General features: G+C 72.3%; 7 protein-coding genes. 5 read left to right on the forward strand and 2 right to left on the reverse strand.

Annotated elements, in window-relative coordinates; translation table 11 throughout:
- Window positions 1–218 precede the first annotated feature (218 nt).
- From ACIQ7M_RS24375 to ACIQ7M_RS24390, 4 genes are all read left to right on the forward strand, one after another.
- Window positions 219–1385: a serine/threonine-protein kinase gene (locus ACIQ7M_RS24375; protein WP_403647883.1), complete on the forward strand. Its 1167-nt coding sequence runs from the start codon at window positions 219–221 to the stop codon at window positions 1383–1385.
- Window positions 1386–1757: 372 nt separating this feature from the next.
- Window positions 1758–3512 carry a hypothetical protein gene (locus ACIQ7M_RS24380; RefSeq protein ID WP_403647886.1) on the forward strand — a complete coding sequence of 585 codons (1755 nt, stop codon included), beginning with the start codon at window positions 1758–1760 and terminating at the stop codon, window positions 3510–3512.
- A gap of 162 nt (window positions 3513–3674) precedes the next feature.
- On the forward strand, window positions 3675–5768 hold the full coding sequence (locus tag ACIQ7M_RS24385) for a SpoIIE family protein phosphatase (protein ID WP_403647889.1): 2094 nt from the start codon (window positions 3675–3677) through the stop codon (window positions 5766–5768).
- A 58-nt stretch (window positions 5769–5826) separates the two neighbouring features.
- Window positions 5827–6957: a YihY/virulence factor BrkB family protein gene (locus ACIQ7M_RS24390; RefSeq protein WP_403647892.1), complete on the forward strand. Its 1131-nt coding sequence runs from the start codon at window positions 5827–5829 to the stop codon at window positions 6955–6957.
- Between the two features lie 2 nt (window positions 6958–6959).
- Here the strand turns inward: ACIQ7M_RS24390 and ACIQ7M_RS24395 are convergent, their stop codons facing one another.
- Window positions 6960–9038, reverse strand: a complete 2079-nt coding sequence (locus ACIQ7M_RS24395) for a SpoIIE family protein phosphatase (protein WP_403647895.1) — start codon at window positions 9036–9038, stop codon at window positions 6960–6962.
- Window positions 9039–9285: 247 nt separating this feature from the next.
- On the opposite strand from ACIQ7M_RS24395, the gene ACIQ7M_RS24400 reads away from it, so the two are divergent.
- Window positions 9286–11766, forward strand: coding sequence for a SpoIIE family protein phosphatase (locus tag ACIQ7M_RS24400; RefSeq protein ID WP_403647898.1), 2481 nt, complete (start codon window positions 9286–9288; stop codon window positions 11764–11766).
- Window positions 11767–11833: 67 nt separating this feature from the next.
- On the opposite strand, the gene ACIQ7M_RS24405 is transcribed toward ACIQ7M_RS24400, so the two are convergent.
- A complete protein-coding gene (locus tag ACIQ7M_RS24405; RefSeq protein ID WP_403647901.1) occupies window positions 11834–13552 on the reverse strand; it encodes a SulP family inorganic anion transporter in 1719 nt (572 codons plus the stop codon).
- Between the last annotated feature and the right edge of the window lie 16 nt (window positions 13553–13568).

The raw sequence follows: 13568 nt of genomic DNA on the forward strand, positions 1-13568 counted from the left end.
GTGACCCCGAAGCGGCTTTCGGAGTCACTTTCCGTCAGTGTCCGATGGCACATCGAACGGTTCCTCGCGATCGTGCGGCCGAGGGTGAACAGCGTCTGATCACCGTCGTGTTGGCAGTAGGCTCAACCTGCTGCGGCGCCCCGATGATCACTCATGCTCGGTAGGGAATCGACCTGTGGCGATCGACGGGATCCCAACTGCGTGAGGATGAAGCACAAGTGCTGATAGCGGGGCGGTATCGGCTGCAGACAGCTCTCGGGCGGGGCGCCATGGGGGAGGTGTGGCGGGCCCAGGACGAGATGATCGGCAGGTCCGTGGCCGTGAAGCTGCTGCTCTCCCAGGACGCCGACCCGACGGCCGCGGCCCGGTTCCGTCTGGAGGCCCAGACCGCGGGCCTGCTCAACCATCGTCACGTGGTGGGTGTCCTGGACTTCGGGGCCTACGAGAACCGGCTGTTCCTCGTGATGGAGCTGGTCGAGGGTGACAGCCTCGCCGGAGTCCTGACCGACGCCGGACGGCTTCCCGCCGACCGGGTCGCGCGGATCGCCGCCGAGGCCGCCGCCGGGCTGGCCGCCGCCCACCAACAGGGCATCGTGCACCGGGACATCAAACCGGGCAATCTGCTCCTGGACGCCGAGGGAAGCGTCAAGATCGGCGACTTCGGGATCGCCCGCTTCATGGACGATCCGGCGGGCGGTCTGACCGCGACCGGGCAGATCGTCGGCACCAGTCTGTACCTCGCTCCCGAGCGGGCCCTGGGCAAGACCGCCGGGCCGCCCTCCGACATGTACTCACTGGGCTGCGTCCTGTACCAACTCCTCACCGGACGGCCGCCGTTCCAGGCGGGCAGCCCCGTCGCCGTCCTCCATCAGCACCTCGACACCGCTCCCACTCCGCCGCGGGAGCTGGGCGCCGATCTGCCGCCCGCCTTCGAGAATCACCTGCTCGGTCTGCTCGCGAAGCAGCCCGAGGACCGGCCCACCGCGCTCCAGGCGGCCGCCTGGTACGGCTCGGGCTCCTGGCAGGGGCGTGCCGAGCCGCTCCCGGCCGCGCTGCCGGAGCCGGGACGCCACCGGCAGGCCCCCCGGGCCGCGGGCCCCGCGACCACGTACGCCCTGCCGTCGGTGATGCGGGACACCGCGGGCGGCGGCCACCGGTCGCGCCGGCGCCAGCGCTCGGGGGTCGGCGAACTCCTCGCCGACCGGCGGAGAGTCGTGGGCGCGGCCGCCGGAGCCGTGGTCTTCCTGCTGGCGGTGCTCGTGGGCGTGGCGGTGTTCTCGCCCGACAGCAGCTCCGCCGACACCCCTGAGCCCGGCACGACCGTCGGGGTCGAGTCGTCCGCTCCCGCCGCCACGTCACCGGGAGGCGCCTCGACCGGCTCGTGAGGGCCCGTACGACCGGATCCGGGCCGGGTGCCCGCGTGCGTGCGCTTTCGGGCGCTCGCGGCAGCGGCCGATACCCTCGCGGTCCTGACGTCCCTGGCCGCACCCCCGGTTTCGCCATGGCTGACGCACCGACACAAGCCGACGCGGCCCGACCCGCCACGGACGTGGGCACGAGGCGGCACACCGTGATCCTTCTGACCGGCTACGTCGTACGTGTCCGTTGCGGCGGCCGAAAGGGCGGCGGCCTCCGTGCGCGGGGCGGACCGGAACAGTTCCCCCACCGTGGGCGACGACCCGATTTCGCGCGGTCCGGGCAACCAATACGGGGGCTCGGCCGTCCTTTGGACGAGGATCCCCGACGGGAGGGCGCCGATGGGCCTGGTGCGTGCACTACTGCCGTTGTCGCGGGCGGCGGCCCGGATCGGCCCCGGTCCGGGGCGGCGGCTCCTCGGCGCGCTCCTCACACACTGCGTGTCCCCGTACTGGGTGCTGTTGAGGCCGCCCCCGTCGCGGCGCCGGCAGGCCTGGGCCGAGGAGGCGGTGGCCGTGTACCGGGCACTCGCCGGGGCGGAGGGCGCGCGCCCGCGGGACCGGGACCTGCTGGCCCGCAGCCTTGTCCAGCACGCCTACACGCTGGTGCTCGTCGGTCGCTGTGAAGAGGCGTACTCGACGCTGGACGCGGCCTCGGACGTGCCGGGCGCGCGGTGGCCGGCGGGGCAGCGGGCCCTCCAGCTGCATCTCCGGGCGCAGGCACAGTTCGGCCTGGCACGCCTGGACGACGCGCTCGGCTCGGCGCGGGAGTGCGTGGCCGCCTACCGGAGCCTCGTTCCCGCCCGCCGGGACCGGAGCCTGGGCGCTCTCCCGGGTGCGTTGCGCACCTATGCGCTGGTGCTGGCGGCCCTGCGCCGCAGGGAGGAGTCGGTGGCCGTCTACGAGGAGTGCGTCGCCCTGCTGCGGAGCATGTCCTTGCGGGAGTTGAGTCACGCGTTCCTGGTACGCGTTCGCGCGCTGTGCGAACTCACCTCGGGACTCGTGGTGTTGGGCCGGTACGAACAGGCGCTGTCCGTCGGCCGGGAGGCCCGGGACGCCGCCGACCCGATGATGCTGCGGGCCGTGCCCGAGATCGTGCGGCCGTTGAGGGTGGTCCTCTTCGCGGACCTGGCCCGTTGTCTGCGGGTGACGGGAGACCTTCCGGCGGCCCGGACGACCGCCGCGGAGGCCGTGGCCGAAGCCCGGACCCTGGCGGGGCGGGATCCGGCGGCGGGCGAACCCCTGCTCGTCATGGCGCTCGACCGCCTCGGCGACCAGCTCGATGAACCGGAGCACCGTCCGGCGGAGTTGACCGTCCGGCGGGAGGCGGCCGACCTGTCCGCCGCCCTCGCCTCCGAGCGGCCGGACGTCTACGACCCGCTCCTCGCTGTCTGCCTCGACCGGCTGGCCGGCTGTCACACGGACGCGGGCGACCAGCGTGGCGCGGTCCGGGCGGGTGAACGCGCCGTGGCCGCGTACCGGCGTGCGGCAGACCTCGACCCCCGGGCGCACGAGCCGCAACTCGCCCGCGTGCTGGCGGACTTGAGCCGGTCGCGGCTGCACGACGGAGATCCCGAGGGTGCGATCGGGGCCGCACGGGAGGCGGTGGCCCTCACACGCCGTCTCGCCGAGACCGACCGGCCCGTCGACCACGCGCTGACGGCTCGCCGTTTACGGGTTCTCGGTCGTGCCCTGCGCGACGGCGGCGACCACGGGGCGGCCGTCGCCTGCTACACGGAGTCCGAGTCCATCCTCGTCGACGCGTCGGCGGGTTCCGAGGCCGGCCCGTACGCGCTCTCCCTGGCCGCCGCACGTCTCGGTCTCGCCCTCACGCTCGACGCGGAGGCCCATGCCCGCCTGGCCGACGGCCGGGCCGACGACGCCGTCGCCGCCCTGCGCTCTCTGCTCGCGCTCACCCGCCGCACCGACCAGCCGGACGTCCACGCCCGTTGTGTCACCTCGTTCGCGGGCGCCCGAGCGGAGTACCCGGGCACGGTCGTACCCGCCTGGAGCCGGGCGACCGGGCAGGACTTCCCCACCTTCGTGTACCGCCTGTCCGAGACCGTGAGCGGGGACCGGCCGCCGGGCGGGAACTGAGCCCCCGAGGCACTCCGGCCCAGCCGGCCACCTCCTCGGCCGACTCGCCGGTGAGCGCCGGGGCGCGGCTCCGGTGCTCCGGTCGCGCGTCGCCGGTGAGCGAATATGGTGGAACTCTGACAAACCGGAATGTTTAGGTGGTCAACGGTCTACGGAAGTGTCATGGGTGCATCGCTCGGCGGACATGGCCGACCGGACGCGGAGCTCGACCAGGCGGTTCTCGGGGCTCTCTTCTCCGAGTCGACCGTGGGTCTCCACGTCCTCGACACGCAGCTTCGCCTGGTGCGCTTCAACACGGCGGCCCGTTTCGTGAAGGCGTTCGCCCTGGAGGAGGCCCTGGGGCGGCACCCGAGGGAGTGGGGCGGTGACTTCTACTCCGGAAACTACGAGTCGACGCTCCTCGAGGTGCTGGACACCGGTGTGCCCGCCCTGGACGTGGAGGTGCGCGGCCACCTGCGCCCCGACCAGCCCGAGATCGTGCTGTCGGTGTCCTGCTTCCGGCTGGAGGACACCGCGGGCGGCGTCCTGGGGGTGGCGACCGCGGTGGTGGACATCACCGAGCGCAAACGGGCGGCGGCGCGGCTGGCACTGCTGGAGCGGGCGGGCGGGCGCATCGGCACCACGCTGGACATCTTCCGCACGGCGCAGGAGTTCGCCGACGAGATGGTTCCGGCGCTGGCCGACACGGTCGTGGTCGAGGTGCTGGACTCCGTCCTGCGGGGCGAGGCCGGTGCCCCGGGCACCGTCCTGGAGTACGGGGCTCTGCGGTGCACGAGCCGTCGTGCCACCGCCCTGGACGCCGAGCGCTACCTGCCCTCCATCGGCGAGGCGATCGGCCTGTCCGCGGCGACCCCCTTCGCGCAGTGTCTGTCCGACCTCCGGCCCCGGATCGTCCGGCACCTGACCGCCGACGCGGACTGGCTGGAGCGTGAGTCGGTGCGCGGGCGCCGGCTCGCCGAAGCGGGGGCGCATTCGCTGCTCGTGCTGCCGCTCGCCGCCCGCGGTTCCGTGATCGGGCTGGCCCACTGCTACCGGGACCGCACGCGGCAGGCCTTCGAAGACGGTGACCTCGCGCTGGCCGCCGAACTCGCCGACCGGGTGGCCCTGTGCCTGGACAACGCCCGGCTGTACGCCAGGGAGCGTTCGGCCGCCCGCGTCCTCCAGCTCAGTCTGCGGCCGGCCCGGGTCCTCGGTCACGACGCCGTGGAGACCGCCTACAGCTACTGCCCGCTGGGCGCGGGCGGCGACTGGTTCGACGTGATTCCGCTGTCCGGGTCGCGGGTGGCCCTGGTGACGGGCGACACGGTGGGCCGGGGGCTCGAAGCCGCCGCCACCATGGGCGAGGTGCGGGCCGCGATCAGCGCGCTGGCCGTCCTCGACCTGGCACCCGAGGAGGTCCTGGAACGGCTGCACGCCCTGGTGACCCGGCTCCACGGAGAACGGCCGAGGCGAGCGGACACCACCGCGGACGACGAGCGCCAGGACACCACCTGCCTCTACCTCGTCTACAGCCCCGTCACCCGCCGCTGCGCGGTCGCCAGCGCCGGGCACCCGCCTCCGGTGCTCGCCCTGCCCGACGGGACCGTCGAGTACGCCGTGGTGCCCGCAGGACCGCCGCTCGGCCGCGGCCTGGCGAAGTACGCCACCGCCGAGTTCGAGGTCGCGGAGAACAGCGTCCTGCTGCTGTGCAACACCGCCATGCTGCGAGCCGTCTCGGACAACCCGCGGGACCAACTGGAGCGCGTCGGCGCCGCGTTGCAGCCGGTCGACCGGCCGCTGCAGGAGATCTGCGACGAGGTGCTCTACAAGCTGGCACCGGAACAGATGGAGAACGACGCCGTCCTGCTGCTGGCCCGTACCCGCGGCCTGGGGCCGGACAAGGTCGCGTCCTGGACGGTCCCCAACCACCCGGCGTCCGTCGCCGACGCCCGCTCCCGCACCGAGCGCGCGCTCGCGGACTGGGGACTGGAACAGCACGCCTTCACCGTCACCCTGGTCGTCAGCGAACTCGTCACCAACGCGGTCCGCTACTCGGACGGCCCCATCGGCGTGCGCCTCATCCTCGAAGGCTCCGCGGTCGTCTGCGAGGTGACCGACGACAGCAGCACCGTGCCCCACCTCCGGCACGCCGAGGAGGCCGACGAGGGCGGCCGGGGCCTCTACCTCACCTGGCAGGTCAGCCGGAGCTGGGGGACCCGGCCCGAATCCCGCGGGAAGACGATCTGGGCGGAGGTCGCCCTGTCCGAGGAGGACTGAGCGCCCAGCCACCCGCCGGGCTCCTGCCACCCGCCGGGCTCCTGCCACCCGCCGGGCTTTGGCCGCCCGCCGGGCTCCCGCCGACCGGGTGGCGCCGCGCGGGCCGCCGGGCCGGACGCGGACGGCGGGCCGTGTCGGCCGACCCGGCCCGGACAGCCGTCCGTTACGCTCGCAGCGCCAAACCGGGCCCGAGGACACGGAGGACACGACGGCGGGGATCAATCGCGAGCGCCTCGTCCGGACGCTGACGTTCTGGCTGCGTCCCGCGTTCGCGCTGCGCGTCGTCAACCGGTTCCAGAAGATCGTGGGCTTCGACCGCTCGATGGCCCTGGCGTCCAGCGCGCTCACCGCACTCGTCCCGCTCACGATCCTCATCGGCACCGTGCTGAGCAGCTTCTCGGACTACGACGCCGCCGACCGGATCATCCAGCGCTACGGCCTCACCGGACAGGGCGCCGAGGCCGTCAAGTCGCTCCTCGCCCCCGCCGAGGGTGCCGGCGCGAGCGTGGGTGTCTTCGGAAGCCTGTTCCTGGTCATCTCCATGCTGAGTTTCTCGCGCGCCGCGCAGCGACTGTTCGAACAGGCATGGCAATTGCCCCCGCTCAGTGTCCGCAACACGAAGAACGGTCTGTGGTGGATCCTCGGGCTCGGCGGCTACGCGGTGGTCACCGGGTGGCTTCACACGCTCCTCGGGGGAAGCCGGTTCGGGCTGGTGGCCTCGGCGTGCGAGATTCCGGTGAGTGCCGCCTTCCTCGTCTGGAGCGGCTGGGACCTGTCCGCGAAGCGGATCCCCTGGCGCGACCTGCTGCCGTTCGGCATCACGGCGGCTGTCCTGACCGCGCTCTACTCGGTGGGCGCGACCGTGTATCTGCCACGCCTGTTCAACTCCTATGCCGCGCGCTACGGGGCGGTGGGCGCCGTCTTCGCGATGATCTCGGCGCTCTTCGCCGCGATGTTCGTCGTCGTCGCGTCGGCGGCCCTCGGGCACGAGATGCGCGATGAACTCGTCCGGATCCGCGCGGGCGACCGTCCCTCCGACGACGAGGTCCGCCGCGAGTGGGACAACGTGGTCGACCAGGCCCGGTCGCGCTGGCGCACCACCCGGGAGCAGGTCTCCTCCCGCCGACGCTCGAAGGACTCGAAGAACGGGAAGGACACGAAGGACGGTAAGGACACGAAGGGAAAGTAGGGCTACTGCGCGCGGGCGATGAGCAGGGCGACGTCGTCGTGGTCGTCGGAGTTGCGCAGTCCGTACAGGAGAAGGTCGCAGATCTCCTCGAGCGGTCTGCTCGGCTCGTCGAGGAAGGAGAGCAGGAGGTTCAGACGGTCGTCGATGGGATGCAGCCGGGTCTCGACGAGGCCGTCCGTGTACAGGACGAGCAGATCGCCCACGTCGAGTTCCACCGTCGTGGTCTCGAACGGGACACCGCCGACCCCCAGGGGAGCGCCCGAGGGAAGGTCCAGCAACACGGGGGTCACGGGGCTGGTGCCCGAGCGGACCAGCGCGGGCGGCATGTGTCCGGCGTTGGCGATGCGGACCCGTCTGCTGCGGGGGTCGTACACCGCGTAGATGCACGTGACGATGTAGTGCTCCAGATCGCACGTGATCTTGTCGAGGTGCTGGAGCACCTCGCCGGGGTCGAGGTCGAGGTCGGCGTAGGCGCAGGTGGCGGTGCGCAGCCGGCCCATGGTGGCGGCGGCGTCGATGCCGTTGCCCATGACGTCGCCCACGACCAGCGCGGTCCGGTCGTCGGCCAGCGGTATCACGTCGTACCAGTCGCCGCCGACCTCGCTCGTGGCCTGGGCCGGCTGATAGCGGGACGCGACCTCCAGACCGGAGAGATGCGGCGGATGCTCGGGCAGCAGGCTGCGCTGGAGCGTGACGGCGGTGTTGCGCACGCTCTGGAACCAGCGGGCGTTGTCGATGGCCACGGCGGCGCGGGTGGCCAGTTCACCGGCGAGCACCACGTCGTCGTCGTCGAAGGGGAGCGGATTGCGGGTGCGCTTGAGGTCGAGGGCGCCGAGCACCTCACCGTGCGCGATCAGCGGCACCGCGAGATACGAGTGGACGCCGGCCTGCGCCAGGAGAGCCGTGCCCTCGGCGTCGCGGGCGATGCGCGGCAGATCACCCTCGCCGACGTGCCGCACGAGGACCGGTCTGCCGGTGTGCACGCACAGGGTCACCAGCCGGTCGCCCTCGTACGTCGCGAGGTCACCCGGAGGGTCCGCGGCGCGCAGGGCCACGGTGGGGTGGGACGCCTTGAGGGCGAGTGCGCGGAAGAACTCCGGGCCGTTGTCCGGCCTGCGTTTGCGGCGGCAGGCGAGTACGGAGTCGAGAACGTCCACGGCGACCACGTCGGCCAGTTCGGGCGCCGCGATGTCGGCCAGCTCGCGGGCCGTCTGCTCCACCTCCAGGGTGGTGCCGACGCGGGTGGAGGCGCTGGCGACGAGCGCGAGCCGGCGCCGCGCGCGGTCGGCCTCGGCGGCCGCGCGATGGCGTTCGGTGACGTCGACGACGGAGGCGGCCGCGCCCAGGACCCGTCCGCCCGGGTCCTCCAGCCGGTAGAAGGACAGGGACCAGGCGTGCTCGTGGTCGGGATCGGCGGGCGGGCGGCCCACGTGGTACTGGTCGAGCAGTGGTGTTCCGGTGGTCAGGACCTGGCGCAGCGCCGACTCGACGGTGTCCACGTCGGGAAACGGCAAGGTCTCCCGCAGATGACGGCCGACGTGGTCCTCGGCGGGGATGCCGTCGATCCGTGACAGGGCCGGGTTGACCATGAGATAGCGCAGGTCGGGGTCCATCAGGGCCAGTCCGATGGGGGACTGGTTGATGAGCTGCTCGCACAGTGCCAGGTCGGTCTCGACGCGCTGGAGCAGGGTGTGGTCGGCCGCGATGCCCAGGGCGTAGACGTCCCCGAGATCGTCCAGGAGCCGCATGTTGCGGAACTCCATGACACGGGTGCTGCCGTCCTTGTGCCGGATGGGGAACGCGCCCGCCCAACTGCGTCCCGTCGCCAGGACGTCCGCGAACAGCTCGGTGACGGCCTGCATGTGCTCGGGGTGGATGATCAGACGCGCCGCGTACTTGCCGAGGGCCTCCTCCGCCGTGTACCCGATGAGCTCCTGGGCCTGCGGGGTCCAGAACACGATGCGCCCGTCGACGTCGAGGACCAGCGCCCCCACGTTCAGGACGTCCAGCAGACCGGTCGGCCGGGTCGATTCGGGTGCGCGGCTCGCCGCACTGTCGGACTGCGTGGACTCGGCTGTCATCCCTGGCCCTCCTCCACCGGCCGGCGCGGTGTGCCGGGCTCCGTGGCCGCCGCCGGGCACCTGAATACCCGATCGCGGCCCTTCCATGCTGCGCCTTGCCCCCGGCCTTGCCCACTCCAGGGCTTGCATGGACATGTTCATGCTCGATGGCCGGGTGTGGCGCGGTGCCGTTCCCCGGTGATCGTCCGCCGGGTCTGCACATCGGGCGGACAAGCAGGAACATGGTCGTGTAGAGGGTGAGAGCTTCATGGTTTCTGCGCAGGAAGGTTCCGACGCGCCCGTGTCCGAAGGACCGGGCGGTCCCCTTGACGCGTCCACCGACGCGGCGGCGGTGGTCTCCGGCGACGGTGTGGTGGTGGGCTGGACCAGGGGTGCCGAGGCGCTTCTCGGTTACCGGGCGGCCGAGCTGGCCGGCTCCTCGGCCGCTCGCCTGCTCGCGCTGCGGGACCCCTCGCGGGTGGCGGCGGTCGCGGATCGCTGCCGCGCCGGAATGGGCTGGAGCGGACACATCCCGGTGCTGCACCGCGACGGCCGGCGCATCGACGTGGACCTGCGGGTCTCCGCCTCGTTCGGCATGGACGGGGGCGAGTGCTTCCTGATCTCGGCGAGGGACCGCAGACGGGCGTGGACGGTCGGCCCGGCCTTCCTCGACGGCTTCCTGACGCACTCGCCGGTCGGCATGGCGGTGCTCGATCTGCAACTGCGCTACGTCTGGATGAACGACACCCTGGAGCACCTGGGCGGTGTGCCCCGCGAGCAGCGGCTCGGGCGCCGCCTGACCGAACTGCTGCCGGGGCTGCAGGCGGAGACCATCGAGGGACTGATGCGCAAGGTCCTGGCGACCGGCGAGCCGATGATCGACTACGAGTACCTGGGATGGAGCTGGGCCGACCCGCACCGCCGGCACGCCTACTCCACCTCGTTCTTCCCGCTGCTCGGCGTCGACAACTCGTACACCGGCGTCTGCTACATGGTCCTGGACGTCACCGACCGGTGGAACGCCCGGCAGATCCTGTCGCTGGTCAACGAAGCCGGGACCACCATCGGCGGGACCCTCGACGTCATGCGCACGGCCCAGGAGATCGCCGACTTCGCCGTTCCGCGCTTCGCGGACTTCGTCATCGTCGACCTCCTCGAATCCGTCCTCAGCACCGAGGGACACGGAGCCTGGCTGTCCGACGCCGGACCCGCACCCGCCAAGCCGATGATGCGGCGCGCGGGCATGAGCTCGGTGCGGGAGGGGTGCCCGGAGGCCGTGGCGCGGATCGGCGACCGGGCGGACTTCCTGCCGCCGCCCCACGACGTGAACCTGCTCACCAACGGGGACCCGGTCCTCATGCAGGTCCTCGACCCGGACGACGACCTGTGGATCGCCGAGGAGCCCGAGCGGGCGGCCAGCATCCGCCGGTACGGGCTGCACTCGCTCATCTCCGTGCCGATGCGGGCGCGCAACACCGCCCTCGGACTCACCACGTTCCTGCGCTCGCTCAACCCGGTCTCGTTCCAGCCCGACGACGTCCTGCTGGCACGCGAGGTGGTGGCGCGCGCGGCGCTGTGCGTCGACAACGCCCGCCGCTACACCCGCGAACACACGGCCGCGGTCACCCTCCAGCGCAGTCTGCTGCCGCACGCCCTGTCGGGCGGGACGGCCCTGGAGGTGGCCTCCACCTATCTGCCGGCGGACCCCAGCGGCGGGGTCGGCGGTGACTGGTTCGACGTCATCCCGCTGTCCGGAGCCCGGGTCGGCCTGGTCGTCGGTGACGTGGTCGGTCACGGCATCACCGCGGCGGCCACGATGGGCCGGCTGCGCACGGCCGTGCAGACCCTCGCCGACATGGAACTGCCCCCCGACGAACTGCTGGCCCACCTCGACGACCTCGTGCTGCGGCTCAGCGAGGAGCGCACCCAGGAACAGCGGGCCGACCGGAGCACCACGGAACAGGAGGCCACCACCACCTCCTTCCTCGGAGCGACCTGCCTCTACGTCGTCTACGATCCCGTCACCCGGCGCTGCACGATGGCCAGGGCCGGACATCCGCCCCCCGTGTTCGTCGCCCCCGACGGGCGCGTCTCCTATCCCGACCTGCCCGCCGGGCCCCCGCTCGGCCTCGGCGGGATGGCCTTCGAGAGCCAGGAGAGCGAGATCGAGGAGAACACCCTGATCGGCCTCTTCACCGACGGTCTCGTGGCGGGAGCGCACTACGACATGGAGCTCGGCATGGAGCAGCTCGGAGAGCTGCTCGCCCGGCCCGACCCCGACCTCGAAGCGCTGTGCGCGGACGCCGTACGGCAGCTCGTGCCCGTACCGCAACCCGACGACATCGCCCTGCTCCTGGCCCGCACCCACACCCTGGGCGACGACCACGTCGTCTCGTGGGAGGTGCCGGTGGACCCGGCCGCGGTCTCCGAGATGCGGGCCCGCGCCACCCGGGCGATCGAGGCCTGGGGGCTCGGGGAACTGACCATGACCACCGAGCTGATCGTGAGCGAGCTCGTCACCAACGCGATCCGCTATGCAGTACCGCCCATCAGACTGCGGCTGCTCTGCGACACCCGGCTGACCTGCGAGGTGTCCGACGCCAGCAGCACCGCCCCCCGGCTCCGGCACGCCCGCAGCACGGACGAGGGCGGCCGGGGCCTGTTCCTGGTGGCCCAGCTCTCCCATCGGTGGGGAGCCAGGTACACGGCGGAGGGAAAGATCATCTGGGCCGAGCAGGAGATTCCCTGAGGATCCGGACCGCGCTCTTCCCCGAGAGTCCGGGACCGCGGGGAGAGCGGTCCCGGCGGGGCGCCTTTCAGTCCCCGTCGCCGGACCAGGCACGATAGGCGGCGACCGCCGTGGGCAGGGTGGGGAAGATCCGGTCCTCGCCGACGGACTCGCTCAGCCCGTACGCGTCCAGGTCGTCGCGCAGGTCCTGCTTGACCCGCGCCATCGCGAACTCGATGCCCCGCCTCCCGAGTTCCCGGCGCAGCTCGTCCAGCGAGTCCAGGGCGGTGATGTCCACCTCGACATTGGCCTCCGCGTTCAGGACGAACCACCTGACCGGTACCTCCTGTTCGGCCACCGCGTCGAGGGCGCTGCGCCGGAAGTCCTCCGCGTTGGCGAAGAACAGCGGGGAGTCGTAGCGGTAGACCAGCAGCCCGGGGATCACCCGCGCGTCCGGGTAGTCGTCGACGTCGTGCATGCCCGCGAGTCCCGGTACGAGACCCTGGACCGCGTCGTGCGGGCGCGCCACCCTGCTCAGCAGTTCGACGACCGACAGGCCCACGGCCACCAGCACCCCGTAGAGGATGTCGAGGGCGAGGACGCCGACGAGACAGCCGAGGGCCAGCAGGAGTTCCCGGAGCCGGAACGACGCCAGCCGCCGGAAGCCCGCCAGGTCGATCATCCGGATCGCGGCGTAGACGACCAGCGCACCGAGGACGGCCTTGGGGGTGTCGGTGAGCAGGGGACTCAGGAACAGCAGGACGGCCAGCACGGAGACCCCGGCCGTGAGTCCGTACGCCTGGGTGTGCGCGCCCCCGGACTGCGCGAGGGCCGTACGGCTGGCGCTGCTGCTCACCGGGAACCCCTGGAGGGTGCCGGCGCCGAGGTTCGCGGCGCCCAGGGCCAGCAGCTCCTGGTTCGCGTCCAGCGCCGTACCGCCGTCCTCGGCCGTGAAGGCGCGCGCCGTCAGGATGAAGTCGGTGTACCCGACCAGCAGGACACCGACCGCGGGCAGCAGGAGTTGGGGCAGCGTGTCGAGCGGGGGGAAGTCGGGTCGGGGGAGTCCGGCGGGGATGTCCCCGATGACCGCGATGCCGTGGTCCTGGAGGCCGAAGAGCGAGACCACGGCCGTACCGGCGACCAGGACCAGCAGCGGCCCCGGGACGCGCCAGCGGAAACGCGTGGCCAGGTACAGGACGACCAGCGTCGCGGCGCTGAAGACCACCGTGGCGGGATGGATCTCGTCCAGGTTCCCGAAGAAGGAGGCCAGTTTCGGGAAGAACCCCGAACCCTCCGTCGGCACTCCGGTCAGCTTCGTGAGCTGATCCACCATCATGATCAGTGCCACGCCCGCCAGATACCCGATCAGCACGGGCCGGGAGAGCAGATCGGCCACGAAGCCCAGCCGTGCCGCCCAGGCCACCACGGCCATCAGCCCCACGGCGACGGCGAGCGCCGAGGCCAGCACCGCGTACCGCTCCGGATCGCCGCCGGCGAGCGGCCCCACGACCGTGGCGGTCATCAGCGCCGTCGTCGACTCGGGCCCCACCGACAGCAGCCGGGACGAGCCCAGGAGCGCGTACAGCACGATGGCGGGCAGGATCGCCCACAGACCCACGACGGGCGGCAGCCCCGCGACACTGGCGTACGCCATCACCTGCGGCACCAGATAGGCCGCCACCGTCACTCCGGCCAGCAGGTCTCCGCGCAGCCAGCTCCGCCGGTAGTGCCTGAGGACCGGGAGTCCGGGCAGCACCGGAACAGGGGGGCGCCACCCTCCGCTCGGGGTGCCGTGGTGCTTCGACACGGGCCAGTCCTTCGGA

Source organism: Streptomyces sp. NPDC096324, assembly GCF_044763015.1.
Taxonomy (GTDB): domain Bacteria; phylum Actinomycetota; class Actinomycetes; order Streptomycetales; family Streptomycetaceae; genus Streptomyces.

What these genes read in the sequence shown, in the direction of transcription:
- ACIQ7M_RS24380 (WP_403647886.1), top strand. Translation starts at nt 1,758, where the DNA reads ATGGGCCTGGTGCGTGCACTACTGCCGTTGTCGCGGGCGGCGGCCCGG.
- ACIQ7M_RS24385 (WP_403647889.1), top strand. Translation starts at nt 3,675, where the DNA reads ATGGGTGCATCGCTCGGCGGACATGGCCGACCGGACGCGGAGCTCGAC.
- ACIQ7M_RS24395 (WP_403647895.1), bottom strand. Translation starts at nt 9,038, where the DNA reads ATGACAGCCGAGTCCACGCAGTCCGACAGTGCGGCGAGCCGCGCACCC.
- ACIQ7M_RS24400 (WP_403647898.1), top strand. Translation starts at nt 9,286, where the DNA reads ATGGTTTCTGCGCAGGAAGGTTCCGACGCGCCCGTGTCCGAAGGACCG.